Annotated in this window: 11 protein-coding genes; 2 read left to right on the top strand and 9 right to left on the bottom strand. The window is 63.0% G+C overall.

The window, feature by feature from the left end; genetic code table 11:
* Positions 1–8: 8 nt before the first annotated feature.
* Positions 9–935 carry a polyprenyl synthetase family protein gene (locus OKA05_RS12535; protein ID WP_264487488.1) on the bottom strand — a complete coding sequence of 309 codons (927 nt, stop codon included), beginning with the start codon at positions 933–935 and terminating at the stop codon, positions 9–11.
* A gap of 4 nt (positions 936–939) precedes the next feature.
* The gene (locus OKA05_RS12540) at positions 940–1,473 is read right to left on the bottom strand and encodes a YceI family protein (protein ID WP_264487489.1); all 534 of its coding nucleotides are present in this window, start codon (positions 1,471–1,473) and stop codon (positions 940–942) included.
* Between the two features lie 102 nt (positions 1,474–1,575).
* Here OKA05_RS12540 and OKA05_RS12545 point away from each other — a divergent pair, with 102 nt between their 5' ends.
* On the top strand, positions 1,576–2,061 hold the full coding sequence (locus OKA05_RS12545; protein ID WP_264487490.1) for a hypothetical protein: 486 nt from the start codon (positions 1,576–1,578) through the stop codon (positions 2,059–2,061).
* A 40-nt stretch (positions 2,062–2,101) separates the two neighbouring features.
* Here OKA05_RS12545 and OKA05_RS12550 read toward each other — a convergent pair whose 3' ends face one another.
* The 4 genes from OKA05_RS12550 to OKA05_RS12565 form a co-directional block, all read right to left on the bottom strand.
* The gene (locus OKA05_RS12550; protein WP_264487491.1) at positions 2,102–4,507 is read right to left on the bottom strand and encodes an InlB B-repeat-containing protein; all 2,406 of its coding nucleotides are present in this window, start codon (positions 4,505–4,507) and stop codon (positions 2,102–2,104) included.
* A gap of 141 nt (positions 4,508–4,648) precedes the next feature.
* Positions 4,649–5,452 (bottom strand): MBL fold metallo-hydrolase, encoded by an 804-nt coding sequence (locus OKA05_RS12555; RefSeq protein ID WP_264487492.1) that lies wholly within the window; start codon positions 5,450–5,452, stop codon positions 4,649–4,651.
* Between the two features lie 264 nt (positions 5,453–5,716).
* Positions 5,717–7,141, bottom strand: a complete 1,425-nt coding sequence (locus tag OKA05_RS12560) for a hypothetical protein (protein ID WP_264487493.1) — start codon at positions 7,139–7,141, stop codon at positions 5,717–5,719.
* A gap of 111 nt (positions 7,142–7,252) precedes the next feature.
* A complete protein-coding gene (locus tag OKA05_RS12565; protein WP_264487494.1) occupies positions 7,253–9,889 on the bottom strand; it encodes a choice-of-anchor tandem repeat GloVer-containing protein in 2,637 nt (878 codons plus the stop codon).
* 157 nt (positions 9,890–10,046) lie between these two features.
* Here OKA05_RS12565 and OKA05_RS12570 point away from each other — a divergent pair, with 157 nt between their 5' ends.
* Positions 10,047–11,489: a hypothetical protein gene (locus OKA05_RS12570; protein ID WP_264487495.1), complete on the top strand. Its 1,443-nt coding sequence runs from the start codon at positions 10,047–10,049 to the stop codon at positions 11,487–11,489.
* A 24-nt stretch (positions 11,490–11,513) separates the two neighbouring features.
* Here OKA05_RS12570 and OKA05_RS12575 read toward each other — a convergent pair whose 3' ends face one another.
* From OKA05_RS12575 to OKA05_RS12585, 3 genes are all read right to left on the bottom strand, one after another.
* Positions 11,514–12,866, bottom strand: a complete 1,353-nt coding sequence (locus OKA05_RS12575; protein ID WP_264487496.1) for a HAMP domain-containing sensor histidine kinase — start codon at positions 12,864–12,866, stop codon at positions 11,514–11,516.
* Entirely contained in the window at positions 12,863–13,546 is a 684-nt protein-coding gene (locus tag OKA05_RS12580) for a response regulator transcription factor (protein WP_264487497.1), read from the bottom strand. Before OKA05_RS12580 ends, OKA05_RS12575 begins: the two co-directional genes overlap by 4 nt.
* A 253-nt stretch (positions 13,547–13,799) precedes the next feature.
* Positions 13,800–15,704, bottom strand: a complete 1,905-nt coding sequence (locus OKA05_RS12585) for a PAS domain-containing hybrid sensor histidine kinase/response regulator (RefSeq protein ID WP_264487498.1) — start codon at positions 15,702–15,704, stop codon at positions 13,800–13,802.
* Between the last annotated feature and the right edge of the window lie 207 nt (positions 15,705–15,911).

Raw genomic sequence — 15,911 nt, forward strand, 5'->3', positions numbered from 1 at the left:
ACAGGGTGTTAGACGGCGGCAGATGCCATGGATAGCTCCTGGCCAGAGGCGGGGGGCGCGACCCGTAGTGGCCGCAACATTCCCCAGCGTTCCACGGGGCCCGGAAGGGCGGCCTCGACGCGGTCGCCGGTCTCCTGCAAGCGGGTGAACCGTTTGAAGGCAGCCTCGGAACCTTCCGCCGCGACCAGATTGGGGCGGCCGAGTTCTTCATCACGCCCTGCGGATTTTCCGGAAACCGACTCGTGGGAGTGCACATCTTTCAAGTCATCGGCCGCTTGGTACGCCAATCCTCGTAGCAAGGCCAGGCGATCCAGGAGCTGGATCTCACGGTGCGTGGCACGACCGCACAGGGCTGGCAGACCTACGGTAAGACGGAGCAGCGCGCCCGTCTTGCGCGCCGCCACCGCGGCGACTTCAGCGGGATCCTGCCGGCCACGCCAGCCGCCGAGATCATACGCCTGCCCGCCCGCGAGCCCGTTGATGCCGAGACATTCATCGACCAGTTCGCTGGCTTCGTCGCGGCGCGCCAGACTGACACTTCGCATGCCTTGCCAGAGCAGGAAGTAGCCACGATTGATCAGAGCGAGTGCTGCCAGCAGCGCCATCGCCTCGCCGTGGACCACATGAAGGCACGCTGCGCCGCGGCGTGTGCGCGCGTCATCCATCGCCGGCAGATCATCGAACACCAGCGAAGCGGTGTGGAGATACTCAAGGCCGCAGCCCAGCGCCCGTGCCGATTCTTCGGCCAGTCCCATTTCAATGCTGAGCAGGTAAGCGACCACGGCGCGCACCAGCGATCCCGGCCGGGCCAGCAAGTCACCGACCGCCCCCGCCAGCCGGGGCTCGCCAATCGGCCCCATGCCCCGCCGGAAGCTGGCCGCCAGCATCTCGCGCGCACAACCGGCGCGTCGTTTCCACCAGATTTCCGCGTTCATGCTGTCAATTCACTTCACCGGTCAGATGGAAGCGCACCGTGAGCTTCGGATTCACCGTCATCACGGCCATCGACCGGATCAGGGGCAGGCCGAAGTCCTCGTAGTCGAGAGATGCCGTGCCATCGATGGTCATCCAGTTGCCCTCCTTTCTAGAGGTGTAGGGAAAGGAGATTGCCTTCGAGATTCCATGAATCTTGAGATTGCCCATCGCGTAGGTCTTGCCCTTGTCGGTCCACGTCTTGGTAAAGGTGAAGCTCCCCTCCGACCCGCCACCGCCGAGCCACTTGATCATCTCCTTGTCACGCTTGTCGTCCTCCGTCTTCAGATCGGAGAACTTCCAGGTCAGGTTCACGGAAGTCGGCGTGAGGGCCGTGTCATCGCCGGTGACCTTCGCGTCGAAGGTCGACAGCGTACCCGTGAACTCGTGGCCAGTGGCCTTGGCATCGACCTGGATACGGCTCTTGGTCTGATCGATCTTGAGCGTGCCGGCGGACGAAAGTAGAGGAAGAAGAATGAGTGAGCCTAGGAGCAGCTTCATGGTGTTACGGAGATTTGCTTGCTCCGTGATTCACCCGGTTCCAGCTTCTGTCCCGGCGAATCAGAGCACCAGGCTCACTGTTTCGTAACCAACCCGTTACCGATGAAAGTCAGTCTCAACAGCAAGCCGATGTCCATCCTCTTTGCCGTGGCCTTCGGAGCGTTAAGTGCCCACGCCGATCCCTACAAGACAGGGGATTCGGTGAAGCCCTTCACCGCAAAGGATCAGCACGAGCAAGCCTACACCTTCGATGCGAAATCGACTCGCTACCTGCTGGTCAGCCACGACATGGACACCGGCAAGAAGGCCAACGGCGCACTGACCGCGCTCGGCAAGGATCACCTCGCTGGCAAGAAGGCCATCTATATCGCGAACATCCATGGCATGCCCGGCGTCGGCCGCATGTTCGCCCTGCCGAAGATGAAGAAATACAACCACCGCATCATCCTCGGGGACGACGCGGCGTTGATCGCGAGCTTCCCCGAGCAAAAGGACAAGGTCACCGTGATCGGACTGGAAAACGGCAAGGTGAGTTCCGTGCAGTATTGGGATCCCGCCACCGAAGGCGTGAACAATTTCCTGAAGTGAAGAACAAGGAAGGGGGCACGTCGGTGCCCCCCTTCCCGGGTCAAGGGTGGCGCAGACGGAAGAACTTTCGCTCCGAATCCGGCACGATGTGTACCCGGCATTCGCCGTCCGCAGCTTCAATCTCCAACTCGCATTCCGTCCACCCCCCCGAGGAGAGGTCAGAGCATTCCTCGAGCACCCAGCCGGGCAGGCCGGCCGGCCAATGGAAGCTCAGGCTGCTTCCATCGTTCGTCATCACGGGATCGGGGACCACGAGATCGAAGTTGGCCGTCAGATTGCGAGCCGGGTTGGCCTTGAACTGGTAGGTCGAAGCACTGCTGACCACCGTGCCGTTCTCCGTCCAGTTGACGAAGCGATAGCCGGCTGCCGGCGAAGCCACCACTACGACGTTATTACCGTCCTCGAAGGTTCCACCACCACTGGTTCCTCCTGCGGTGGCAGGCCAGCTGCTTGTGCTGATCGCGTAGCCCCGCACAAAGCGAGCGGTGAGCGAAAGGTCGTCATCGAGCGTGAAGCGATAGGTCGCCTTCTCGCTCACCTTGCTGTTGCCGCGCTCCCATCGCTTGAAAAGATACCCCGGATTTGGCGCGGCAATGACAGTGACCTGGCTCTCATCGGCATAGTCGCCACCGCCGCTGACGGTTCCGCCGACAGATGGAGAAGCATTCAATGCGAGAGCCCACGTGCTGCCATCGTTGACCACGAAGTTGGCGGTGAGGTCGCGGTCCACCGACGCGGGAAAGGAATAGGTGGAAGTCGTCGCGACCTGCACGCCGGTCTCCGTCCAGTTCACGAAGCGATAGCCGGGACCGGCAGAGGCGACGAGTGTGACCGCACTGCCGTCTTGAAAGCTGCCCGCCCCCGAAACACTGCCACCAACCGCGGGAAAGACATTCGCAAGGATTTCCCAGGCCGGGACCTCCGCAGCGAAGTGGGCCACCACGGCGTGATGTACGTCCGCGGTAAATGTGTAGCTCGGCTGGTCACCCACCACGATGTCTTGATCCGTCCAATGGACGAAGTGATAGCCGGGATTTGCGACCGCCGTTAGATTGACCGCTTGGCCGGGGTCATACGCACCGCTTCCCGTGGTGATCCCGCCTGCCACCGGCTCCGCGATGGTATCGACCACCGCTTGCGGTGCCAATGCCGCACCCGCTTCCGCCACCATGATGGTATAGGTCTTCGCGACTGCCGGCAGGACAGCATCCGCGGCCTCGATGGTAAAGCTGAACTCACCCACCGCTACGGGCGTGCCGGACAGTATCCCCGTCACTTCATCGAATGCCAATCCATCCGGCAGATCCCCGCTGCGCATGCAGCTAAAGGGTGTAGCCCCCGGAATAACGACGAGCCGGTCGGGATAGGGCTCTCCCACCTCGCCATTCTGAAGATGTTCGGCAAGACCAACCTCCGCATCCGGATTGAATGCGGACATCTGCGAGCCGAGGAACTTGCCCACCACCTCGATGGTGGAGAAGTCGGTTTCCACCCCGTTCACCTCACCGACTCCGTCGCCGTGGATGCCATCCGGTCCCACGCCGTCGGTCGCCACCTCGCCGCTCTCCGCATCGAGCGGCCCCACATACTCGAAGAATTCATAACGGCGTGTTACCACTTCATCGCCATCCGGCAGGTCTTCCCCAGCCGCTTCCAGTTTTCCCTTCCTGCCACCGCCCACCGCATTGAACTCGGTCTGAAGAATCTCCCACTCGAACTCCACCTCGTCGGGCTCGTCGTTGCGCCAGTTGCGGTCGCCCGCATCTCCAGGATCGTCTGACACCAGGTCGCGCAGTTTCACCTCGCGGTTGTTGTGAGTGGTGGTGCGGATTTCCTTCACCCACACCGCGGGGCCGAATTCCTTCACGTGCACCTCGGGAGCCTCGGGCGGCTTGATTGCCGCCTGCACTTGTGCGGCTGCTCCCGCGACTGGCGGCGGGTAGTAGGTGAAGCTAGGTGTGGAAACCTGCACCGCGGGACCGCGCACCAGGGCTCCCGCGCCGTCATCCACCAGCCAGAAATACTTCACCGATGCAGCGTTCGCATTGATCCCCACGCCGAAGTGCTCGCCGCCGAAATTTACCGCCGGATTGGTGAACATGTGACCGTCCGTCGGCAAAATGGGCGCGGTGGGGACGGCGGTGTATGCCGACCAGGTCCCATCCGGCTTTCTAACAGCCGACCAACGGACCAGGCATCTCGGATGGCCCGGAATGGAATCGTCCTGCGTGATCTTGCAGGTGCCGTAGTGGTTCCAGTCGTAGGTGTAGGTGATACCCGTGCTCGGGCAGTCCTCGATCTCGACCTCGAAACCATGACACGCGGTGCCGGTATCGTTGACGACATCGAAGTTGTTGATGGTGCCGTAGGCAGTGCTGCCGCGTGCGGCGCTGCAGGCGACCAGGGCCGATCCCAATGAGGCGAGGAAAAGGCGGGAGGCATTCATGATAGTGGTTTCTTCTGGAGCGAAAGGCCCGTCGCCCATGGCGGGCGGCGGTTGAGCCTTCCGGAACGACTCCACAAAAACGCCCGGCACGCGGCGTCCACAAGGGCAGCCTGGTAACGAAATGGTAGGGTAACCAATCAGTTACCGACGAACATCCCATGACTCCCCCACCCTCCCCACCATGAACCGTCCCGACTGGATTCCTTTCCTCTCCAGTCCGGCGACTAGCCGCATGGGAGGCTCGCCGAGCGGCTCATCCGTTAGCCGGAAAGTCCCCCAGTGCATGGCCACGGCTCGACGGCAGCGGGTGTCTTCAAAGACCTGCACCGCCTCCTCCGGTATCATGTGCATCGGCTTCATGAACCAGCGCGGAGAGTAGGCTCCTATCGGGATCATTCCGAAGTCGATGGGTCCGAATCGCTCGCCGATCTCGCGAAAGACCGGGCAATAACCGCTGTCCCCCGCGTGCCACAGCTTCACCCCGGCATGCTCTAGCAGCCAGCCGCACCAGTGCCCGTGATTCCGGTCGAATGGAGTGCGCGCGGTAAAATGCTGTGCCGGCGTGGAAGTGACCCGGAGGCCCTCGAAGATTTCCGAGGAGCTGAACCACGGGAGTTCTAGTACTTCAGTGAAGCCTTTGCGGGCGAGCCATCCCGCATGCCCTTCCGCCACCACCAGCCGTGTCTGGTATCCCAGCGTGCGCAAGGTCGGCAGATCGAGGTGATCGTAGTGGGAATGCGTGAGCAGCACGGCATCGATCCCGGGCAGCTCGTCCAGACTGCACGGCGTGGGCACCAGCCGCTTCAGCGAGGGAAAAGGAAGCGGCGCGCAGTGCTCCGAGAAGACGGGGTCGATCAGCAGGTTCCTGCCGCCGCCCTGCAAGAGAAACGACGAGTGCCCGAGCCAGGTGACCCGCCAGCCAATCTCTGGCGGCCCGGCTGACATCATAGGGACTGAACTCGCGGAAACATCGGACGCTGAAGAAGGCGAATCTTTCGCCGCGATCCCGAACTTCCAGCGGAACACGTCGCTGAAGCGGTGCTCATCGTGAAGCCAGGGATTGGAGAAGATCCGGCGCATCGCCCGGCGCAGCATCCGCAGGGACGAGCCGCACGCAAGCCCCGCACGCAAGACGCCCCGGCCTTTTTCGGACCGGGGCGCCTGCCACCGAATTTCAGCTTGGAAATACGGAGTTCATTTCCGTCACAATCATCCCCCCCGGGGGATTGTGCCGGAAAAAAAGAGCGTCTCGCCTTGGCGAATGGTCACCGGCAAGCCGATGACCGGAAAATCGAGTTCAAGGTCATCGCCCTCCGGTTCGGTCTCGAAGCGGAGTTCCCCGCGCGTTTTCTCGGGAAGTTGGATCACGTCCAGCGTTCCGCGCAGGGCACCGTCCACCCTGACGTCGTAAGCCCCGACCGGCAGATCCTCCGCCTCGACTTCGAAGACGATCACGCCGGCCACGCCGACGTCGATTTCCGCCTCCCCCTTTGCTTCCGGGGGGGCACCAGCACCGCGGACGAGCGGGCTGATGTAGGTGTGATTGTGATGGTCGTCATCAGCCCCCCCGGTAGGAGGGGGTGGAGGCGCAGGAATCGCGCCGCTGAAGAAAGTGATGCCCTCCCTGACGATGGATATCGGAGCACCTGCCACGGCGAAATTCAGTGGCAACTCGTCTTCATCCAGGTCGTTGCCGGTTTCAAACTCGGTCTTCCCGCGGGTTTCATCATCATCCTGCTGCATGGTCAGCAGACCGCGGACGGCTCCTCCGATGAGGATCTGGTAGTTACCCACGGGAAGGTCCCTCCCCCGGATCTTGAGCTCGACCTTGCCCGTTGCCATGGATTGGAGTTCCACCTTTACCCAGCTTCCGGCGGGGGCTTGCACGCTGGCTGCCAAATCCGCGCGCTGCTCGATCTCGTCCTCTTCGTCGTGATGACCGTCGTCGTCGTGATCCTTGATGCCGTCGTTGTTGTCATCGTCGTCGTCGCGGTCCCGCGCTCCGTCGCCGTCGTCGTCATCCTCGTTGTCGGAATCGTTGAGCTTGCCGTCGCCATCGACGTCATCGTCATTGGTCACGGCATTGCCGCGCGAGTCTCCGTCGATGTCATCGTCCATCGAGTCGGACGAATTGTCGCCGTCGATGTCGTCCTCGGCAAAGTCGTCGTCGTCGAGGCTGTCGCCATCGATGTCATCCTCGCTGGAATCGTCATCAAGCTTCCCGTCGCCGTCCATGTCCCGCTCGGACGCGAGCGTATCGTTACGTCCGTCTCCGTCCGTGTCCGCCTCGTAGGGACTGCTGTCGGACTTGCCGTCGCCGTCCACGTCGGTTTCGCCCAGCGAGTCATCGGCCAGGCCGTCATCGTCGATGTCGCGCTCCGCCGGGTTGTCGTTGTTGACGTGATCCCCGATGTATTGGCCGGCGTAGGGGCCGGTCTTCGCGATGCCGCCGTCGATGTTTTCGTCCAGCGCGTTCGGAATGCCGTCGCCGTCGATATCGGGATCGACGAGATTCGGAACGCCATCGCCATCAAGGTCCGGTGCCGTGCCGGTGGCGTGGACTTCCATCGCCGACAGACCCAGACTGGCGGCGGCGAGCAGCCTCAATCCCGCGCGGGTGCGGATGAGAGACATTGGTTTCATATTCTCGGGAAATTCCAAGGATTCGGTTTTGGCGCTCGGCAAACGATTTACGAAGGAGGACGGGAAGCGGCAAAGGGATTGGCGTAACAGAGTGGTAGGAAATCAGTGGGTCACTTTCACGCGCAGGAAGCGGGCGGTTTCGGAAGGAAGCGCGAGGTCACGCACCAGGATCGATTTCACGCCTGGGCCTCCAGTTTCGCCCGAAACGTATCCCGGTCCGGCGAATGCGGAGCCATGCTCGCTTGAGGCAATGGCAGACCAATTGACCAGGTCTCCGGAAGCTTCCACGACGAAAGCGATGTCATTCCTCGACGGATCCCGCGGGATCATCAGGTCCAGCTTTCCACCATGGAGCACCGGGGTAGGAGCGGGATCAGGTGTGGTGGGAATCGTGAGCAGCGCGTACTCGACCAAATTCGCGAGCCCGTCGCCGTCCGGGTCCCCGTCATCGGCAGCGGCCGGATTGCCGAGGTGCTGGGCCTTCCACGCGGCAAGCGGGGAGTCCGGCACGATGCGGAAGAAGACTCCGCCTCCCGAGGAGCCTCCTCCTGCCGCAGTACCATAGATGGTGCCATCGGCCGCCGTGGTCACGCCACCGGTGAAGATGAGACCCGCTCCATCATCGGCCGTGGCGCTGATGCCATTGAAGGCAGCGAGCCTTGAGAGTCCGCCCGCCGTGGTGTAGCGGAAGACCCCGCCGTTTCCGGGCCCGCTCGCCAGACCGACCAGATATCCGTCTGCCGCGGCGTGGAGATCGCTGTCTGGACCCGCAAGCGTGGTGCCATCGAAGGATGCGACGGCCGTCCACGAGTCATTGGCCGGGTTGAGCCGGATTATGGCACCGGCATCTTCCGTGCCGCCGCTGCGGCAGGTGCCGTAGATCATTCCGTCGGTAGCCGCGACCAGCCCGGCGGAGGGCAGCCGTGGTCCGTTCGCAGCGAAGTGCGCGAGCACGGTGTAGGCCCCCAGAGATGACAGTTTGAAAAGAACCCCGCAGTCTGCCGTGCCGCCGCGACTGGTGACACCGTAGTAGCTCTGGTTCCCGGCCAATACCAGCGGCCCCCGTGGCCCGCTGCCGGCGAAGGCTCCGGCATTGCCGGTAAAGGAGACGATGCGCGTCCGCACGCCGGCGGTGGTCACCTTGAAGAGCGTGCCCCGTGCGCTGGTCCCACCTTCACGGCTGGCTCCGTAGAGCGCGCCATCCGAGCCGTTGATGAGCCCTCCATCGGCGAGCGATCCGCCGGTCGAGGTGAAGGAGTTGACGAGAGATATGCCAGAGGCAGGGTCGTAGCGAAACGCCGATCCGCGCCCCGATGCCGCTCCCTGGCTGGCCAGACCATAGAAGACACCGTTTTTAGTCATCAACTGTCCGTCCGGAGCGGAGCCGGCCGCGCCGCCAAGCGTGGCTGCCACCGTGAGCGAACCTCCCGCCCACTTTGCCAAGGTGCCGCCGCCACCACTTCCCCCCGCGGCGAGCGGAAAAAGCCAGCCGCCCGCGCCATCCGGCACCGGTGCGCCGGACGGCATCCAGCCGTTGGCAGGCGAAAGGCTGGCGACCGGGGTAAAGTTCCCGGCCGCAGAAACCTTGAAGACCGTACCAAGATTTCCCGCTCCTCCGGCCGAGGTACAGCCATGATAATACCCGTCGTCGCCCGCCGCGATGCCCGCCCTTGGTACCGCACCCGGGGTGATGCCACTTTCCCCGGTGAAGGAAGCGAGCATGGTGAAAGCCCCGCCGGTGGTGAGCTTGAAGATCCCGCCCCATCCCGAGGCCCCACCTGCCGCCACCGTGCCCAGCAGTGTGGAGGCATCCACCGTCACCATTTCACCGACCGGCTGCGAGCCCTCCAAATCGGAGAAGCTACGGAGGGGCGTGAAAACAGGACTCGCCCCGGTCGTCAGACTGAAGGCGGTCCCGAAACCCTCCGCGCCGCCGAATTCCGTGGTGCCGAAAAGTAGCCCGCCGCCGATCAATACCAGACCGCCCGCCGGCCGGGCTCCGGGTCGAGCGCCCGTGTTGCCGGTGAATTCGACCAGCGTCGTCACCGTGCCGCTGCTGAGGCGATACACGGTGCCCAGGTTGGAGGTGCCGCCAGTACGACAAACCCCGTAGATGGTGTCCCCGGAAACGACCAGCGATCCACCGGGCTCGCTCCCCTTGGCCGCTCCAGCCATGCCAGTGAACTCCGCCAAGGTCGTGATCGCGCCCGCCGGGCTCACCTTGAAAACAGTCCCGAAGCCTCCCGTGCCGCCAGCCGCAGTCGTGCCGTAGAAAAAGCCGTCCGTGTGGAGGACCAGCGGCCCCGGCACCGAGCCCCGTGCCACACCTCCGGCACCGGTAAAGTCGGTCAGCTTGGTCAGAACTCCTGTGGTCGTGACCTTGAAAACCGTCCCGAAGCCCCCCGCCCCGCCGGCCGAAGTGGTGCCATAGAGGGCTTGGTCCGGCCCCTGCACCAGGCCCGATGTGGGCGCACTGCCATTGGAGCCGCCAAAGGAGGCCACCGTTTCCACCGCACCGCCCGGGGTCACGCGGAAGACAGAGCCTGCTCCCTCCGCGCCGCCGCTACTACAAGTGCCGTAGCTCTCCCCACCCGCCAGCGGCAGCAGCTCGCCCACCGGCTGGACGCCCGGTTTCTGGAACGAGTGCAGCACCTCGAGACCGGCATGAGCCGGTAATAACAGGAAAAGAAAGCACGCCGCAGCGGCCGTCCGTTTCCGGCGGTTCGAGGGGGAATTCATGAATGATGCGCTCTGGCGTGGCGAAAAGTCTCCTTCACGCCGCGCGTGCTTGCGGTCTAGCATGCAGCGGTTGGGTTGCCATCCGGCGACCGTAACCGATCGGTTACGGAGATCCCGTTGCCCGGACTCCTCCCCCTTCCCTAGCCTGACCGCGGTCATGAGACTCCCGCAAAACGGTTCCCCCGCCGCCAACGCCATGTGGGCGGTATGCGGAGCCGTGGCGGGCACGACACTCACGTGGTGGACCGTGCCCCGTCCGGGAGGGCCCGACGGTTTCGGCCACGTGCCGGACACAAGGTCGTCGGTCCGGGATGCTGCGCTCCAGGTCCGGGCCGATGACCGACCCCTTTCCCAAAATAAATCAGCTATCCCCCCGAAGCTCCGCGATGCGCTGGAACGCGGCGAACACTTCCGCAGGGCCGGCGCGGAAGCCGCCCGCGAAAACGTCGCCGGGGCACTCGACGAAGCCTATGCGATCGAGAATCGCCAGGATCAGCTCGACTTCTACCGCGGTCTCTACGGCATTTGGTCGGAGGAGGATCCCTCCGGAGCCGCCGGTCACGCGCAAGCAAGCTTGCCTGCCGGCCAGCTCCAGTCTGACGCAATCGGCATCGCCGTGAACAAGTGGGCGGAAAACAGCCCGCGTGAGGCATGGCTGTGGGCGGAACAAAATCTAACAGGCCCATTGAAGGAGCGCGCCCTGACCGACTTGATGGTCGGCTGGTCACGCCGCTCGCCCCAGCAGGCGGCCGAGTGGCTGCAGATTACCGGCGTCACTTCCCAACCGCTCTTCAATGCGGTGGCGAGCACTTGGGCGGAGGACAACCCGTCCGCCGCGGCGGATTGGGCGAAGTCATTGCCCGAAGGACCGGCACAGGACACCGCCGAGGTGGCGGTGGCGAGCACCGTTGCCAATCAGGATCCGCAAGAGGCGGTCGAGATTTTCCAGCAAGAGATCGCCTCGGGCAAGGAGCTGAATCTGGTCATCGCCATCGCCGACGTGTGGGCGACGACCAATCCTGCGGAAACCGCAGGCTGGATCTCGAAGTTGGCCGAGGGTCCCGCAAAGGAAGAAGCCGCTGCGACCCTCGCGACCGTGTGGGCTGCCAGCGACATCCAGTCCGCCGTCGCGTGGAGCCAGACCCTTGGACCCGGTGAAATGCGTCGTGAGGTCATCGCACACCTCGGCACCACTTGGGGAGCGATCGAGCCGCAAGCTGCCCTCGGCTGGCTCGATGACTTGCCCGCCGCGGATGCGAACGAAGGAATCACCGGTGCCTTGTATTCGTGGGCAGGCACTGACCCTGTTGGCATGCGCGAGTGGCTCGGTGGGGAGGTCGATGACACTCTGGCCGATCGGGCCCGACAGAGCCTCGGGGACGTCCTTAGCGAGACCAGCTTGCCGGATACGATGGATCTCGCGCTTGGGATGACCTCGGAGAAGGCACGCAACGAGGCCCTCGCCCGCTATTTCCGCGAGTGGCGGAAGCGCGATGACGAGGGCGCACTGGACTGGCTTCAAACCAACTGGGACACCTTGCCGGAAAGTTCGCGCACTCAGCTCACCGCAGAGCAATCGCGCGCGGTGACGCCTAAGTGACGAGGCATCAGGCCCCGCGAATCTTCAAGATCCATCCGGCACCCGGAACTCGAACTCCGTCCAGTCGGCGTCTGAGCGCTTCAGTTCCAGATCCCCTCCATGGGCGCGCACCAACTCGCGCGCAATGTTCAGTCCCAACCCATAGCCCCTCACATTCTCGCCAACAGCAGGTCCGCGGCGGAATCGTTCGAAGATCTCTTCCCGCGCCTCCTCCGGGATCGGTGGGCACGTGTTTGCCATGCTGACCGCCACCCAGCCAGTGTCTCTCCGCGCGCTCAAGCGCACCTTGCCTCCGGAAGGAGTGTACTTCGCCGCATTCTCCACCAGATTTTGCAGGACCAGTGACACGCGCCGGCCGTCGGCTTTTGCGGGTAAGGTGTCCGGCACGCTTTCCTCCAGCGTGATATCGCGGTCGGCGACTAACGTTTGCAGGTCATCGCTTGCCGCCGCGATCAGGGGAGCCAAATCGATTTCCTCGGCCTCCAGCACCAAACGGCCGGCATCGACTTGGGCGAGCAAGAGCAAGTCTTCGATTAAGGCCGTCAATCGTCGCGTCTGTTGGCGTAGCACGTCTACCTCGGCGGCCTGGGCGACGGACAGTCCGCCGTTGCGGGAGAGTTCATCGAGTCCTGCGCGCAACACCGTCACCGGCGTTTTGAGCTGATGCGAGGCATCGGCAGAAAAACGCGTCGCCGCTTGATAAGACGTTTGCAGTCGGTCGAAGGTCCGGTTCAGCACTTCCGTCAGCCGCGCAATCTCGTCATTCGCAGGGGGCATTGGCAAACGTTCGTCCGGTGCCGCCGCGCTGATCCGCTCGGCAGCTTCACCAAGCTTCGCCACCGGGGCCACGGCACGCCTGCCTAACAAATGCCCGCCGAGAAACACCACTAGCCCTACGACCGGCAGCGACATCAGGATTCCGCGCCGCAGGTCACGCTGGAAGCCCTCGATGGTGCCGAGCCGTGTGCCGATATGGACGTGATAGGGTCCCTCCTGCCATGACCCCACGCGGCAGTTCCGACCGAATAGCTCGATGGTCCGCATCTTCCCGTCGTGGCCCGGCATGTACATTCCCCGCAGGTTGGGCGACTGATAGAGGAACTGGTGCTCGGGCCCCTCGATGATGAGGTAGCGGCCGCGCAGCGACAGGGGGATGAACTTCGCGCTCAGCGGCCGTCGCGGATCCACCGGTGCACCTCGGAAATTCTGCAAGTCCCGCAGCAACTCGTCGGCATCGTTTTTGAGCGACTCATCCAGTTGCGCGACCTGATGATAATAGAGCACCGGCATTAGCACCGCCGCGCCAACCGCCAGCGCCACCACGGCGAGCAGCGCCGCATACACGCCGACTTTCACCTTCAGGGACCAGCGCTTCATCTTGGAGACTGCATCACATAGCCGACCCCCCGCACGGTGCCAATCACCGACTCGGTACCCGGGCGATCCAGCTTCTTCCGCAAGCGCATGATGAAGATCTCCACCGTGCGGGTGTCATATTCATGCTCACGCGCCCAGATGCGCTCGCAGATCTCGTCCCGTGTGAACGTTCGACCGGGCTCCCGCATGAAAACCATCAGCACCTCGAACTCCCGGGGCGACAGCTCGATCTTTTCCTCCCCGCGCGTCACCCGTCGCTTGCCAGCATCCATGCAAATGGACCCCACATGCAACACGGCGTCAGGAACCTCGGCCCCGACAGTGCCGCGGCGGCCCAGGACTTCCACCCGGGCCAGCAGCTCTTCGAGGGCAAAGGGTTTCGTCAGATAATCGTCCGCCCCCGCTTTCAAGCCCGCCACGCGGTCGCCAATCTCTGACCGCGCGGTGAGCATCAGCACCCGGATGGGCAAGCCTGCCAGCCTGACTCGCCTCAATACCTCGAAGCCATCGAATCCCGGCAAGTTCACATCCAGCAGCATCAAGTCGAAGCGCTTGGCCGTCACCTGCTCCATCGCGGCGGTCCCATCGCCCACGGTGTCCACCGCATGACCCGCCCGCACCAGGGCGCGGCTGACTTGGCTGGTAATCTGCGGTTCGTCTTCGACTAGCAGGATGTCCATGTTCTGTGGGGAGCCCCCTCAGGGAATCCAAGTTGTTACGAAGTCGCAAGCGGTCCTTCCGTAACGGATCGGTTGGAATTGCCCTCTGCTCCGATTCTCGCCGAATGGTTACCAGAGTCTCCTCGTCTTGCGATTTCCCCGCAACAAAGACTTCCGCTCCATGAAAACCTCCCCCCCAGGCTTTCCTCCGCTGTTCTTGCAGTGTTGGCCGCCTCCGTCCTGACCGGGCTGAACATTCCTGACTCCGAAAGGGTTAAGGCAGCCCCCCCGGCTCCTCATGGGCAAGCAGTGGCCAGAGCTCGCTCAGCTTGACGGGTTTTACCAAATGATGCGCGAACCCCGCCTCCCGGGACCGCGCCCGGTCTTCCTCCCCGCCCCAACCCGAGACGGCAATAAACACGGTGTCGGGACACTGCTCAGAGACCCTTCGAGCGACTTCGTAGCCGTCTATCCCAGGCAGGCCGATATCGCAGATACAAAACCGGGGGCGAAGTTCGAATGCCGCGGAAACTGCTGAAATGCCGTCGGCGGCGGTTCTCACGATCATGCCGTGCGCCTCCAGCATGGTCTTCAGCAACTCCGCCGCATCCACATTGTCATCCACTACGAGAATGGTCCCGGAGACTGATAGCGGATATTGAATCTGCCCCCCGGGTGGAGCTTCCGCTGGCGGGGTGTTCGCCGCCCTCGGAATCTTCATTGAAAATTTGCTGCCCAGCCCGGGGCCGGGGCTTGCAGCGCTGACGCTTCCGCCATGCATTTCTGCCAAAGATTTCACCACCGCCAGTCCGATTCCCAAGCCCCCGCGTGAACCGGCTCCTTGGGTAAACATGTCGAAAACCGCCTCAAGCTCTTCGGGTTGAAGGCCCACGCCGCTATCTGCCACGATGATCTCTGCGGAATCCTCGTCGGTGTGAAGAGTGACCTCGATCCGTCCATCGCGGGGAGTGAACTTGAGCGCATTCAAGAGGAGGTTGACGACGCATTGCTCCAGACGAACTGCATCTCCGTTGACCCACACGGATTCTTCAGGAGCATCGACGGGGATTTCCCGGTCATTGTGATCAGGCGCGTTCAGGCATGCCGCCACTGCGGAGTGAATCACGTCTCCCAGATTCACACGGTCATGCTTTAGTTGGATCTTCCCCTGCGTGATCCTTGAGATTTCCAACAGGTCGTCCACCAGATGCACCATGGTGTTCATCTGGCTCTCCATGATTCCGAGCACCCTCTCCCGGACTGCATCCGGAGTTTCCTGCCGCGAAAGCAGTTCGATCCCTGTCCGAATCGGCGCCAACGGGTTGCGAAGCTCATGAGCGAGCGTGGCGATGAATTCATTCTTCCGGCGGTCTGCCTCCCCCAATGCATCTTCGATCAGCTTTCGCGAGGTGAGATCCCTGGCGATCTTGACGAATTTCTGCGGGGTGCTCCCTCTTACCGGCGACACGGCGCCGCTGGCATAAAAACGACTGCCATCCTTTCTCAAATGCCATCTTTCGTCAGAGGATCGCCCCTCACGGGCAGCCACGATCAACTCTTGCCCGGGAATGCCGGCAGCGCGGTCCTCCGGCGTGAAAAGGACGTCAAAGGCACACCCCAGGATCTCGTGCTCTTCGTACCCGAAGATCCTTTCGGCACCTGCCGACCAGGAGACCACCTTGCGCTCGTGGGAAATGGTGAAAATGGCAAATTCAATCGCGCTTTCGATCATCTCCCGCTCGAAGTCCGGATCGCCTCGCGACGGGCTCCGTTCCTCCTCCTTGGGACCAAGAACGACAGAGGTTCCGAAATACAATGCCGGACCTTCCCCCGAGACCAGCGGCACCACGTGATTGGAGATCCTTTTGCAGTTCCCATGGGCATCGAAAAGAAGGTGCTCGATCACGAAGGATACCCCGGTCTCAAACGATTGCCGGAAGCGCTGTTGGCAGCTTGCCTTGTCACGGGGATCCAATCCGGCTGTCCAGCCATCCTGAATTTCCTGGGAAGGATCACGGCCGGAGAGGTCCGACCAAGCCTGGTTAAGCCAGATCCTGTTCCCCGAACTGTCGGATATCCACGCGGCAGTCTCCCAATCGTTGGCCGACTCCCGGAGCACGGCAATGTGCCCTGCCTTGAGATCCGCCGCGCTGTCGGACTGGGAGTGATCGGGGGGCATGGTTGATGGGAATCTTCGCACAATATAGGCCCACGCCAGTCAAATTTCACCCCGGGACTCACACCTCCGGTGCCACAAAGGGAAATTCCGACCGTAGCGTTCAGAGGGCCCGCGAAGGGGGGCGGGCCGCGGGACAGAATCCCCGTGCAGCCCGCGTCGCTCTGGACGCACTTTGCACGAGGTTTGAGGAGCAAAGGTCGCCTTTCC

This window comes from Luteolibacter arcticus (genome assembly GCF_025950235.1).
GTDB lineage: Bacteria > Verrucomicrobiota > Verrucomicrobiia > Verrucomicrobiales > Akkermansiaceae > Haloferula > Haloferula arctica.

Coding starts and splice junctions, on each gene's coding strand:
- OKA05_RS12550 (WP_264487491.1), bottom strand. CDS start 4,507: ATGAATGCCTCCCGCCTTTTCCTCGCCTCATTGGGATCGGCCCTGGTC.
- OKA05_RS12560 (WP_264487493.1), bottom strand. CDS start 7,141: ATGTCTCTCATCCGCACCCGCGCGGGATTGAGGCTGCTCGCCGCCGCC.
- OKA05_RS12580 (WP_264487497.1), bottom strand. CDS start 13,546: ATGGACATCCTGCTAGTCGAAGACGAACCGCAGATTACCAGCCAAGTC.
- OKA05_RS12555 (WP_264487492.1), bottom strand. CDS start 5,452: ATGTCAGCCGGGCCGCCAGAGATTGGCTGGCGGGTCACCTGGCTCGGG.
- OKA05_RS12540 (WP_264487489.1), bottom strand. CDS start 1,473: ATGAAGCTGCTCCTAGGCTCACTCATTCTTCTTCCTCTACTTTCGTCC.
- OKA05_RS12545 (WP_264487490.1), top strand. CDS start 1,576: ATGAAAGTCAGTCTCAACAGCAAGCCGATGTCCATCCTCTTTGCCGTG.
- OKA05_RS12535 (WP_264487488.1), bottom strand. CDS start 935: ATGAACGCGGAAATCTGGTGGAAACGACGCGCCGGTTGTGCGCGCGAG.
- OKA05_RS12575 (WP_264487496.1), bottom strand. CDS start 12,866: ATGAAGCGCTGGTCCCTGAAGGTGAAAGTCGGCGTGTATGCGGCGCTG.
- OKA05_RS12565 (WP_264487494.1), bottom strand. CDS start 9,889: ATGAATTCCCCCTCGAACCGCCGGAAACGGACGGCCGCTGCGGCGTGC.
- OKA05_RS12570 (WP_264487495.1), top strand. CDS start 10,047: ATGAGACTCCCGCAAAACGGTTCCCCCGCCGCCAACGCCATGTGGGCG.
- OKA05_RS12585 (WP_264487498.1), bottom strand. CDS start 15,704: ATGCCCCCCGATCACTCCCAGTCCGACAGCGCGGCGGATCTCAAGGCA.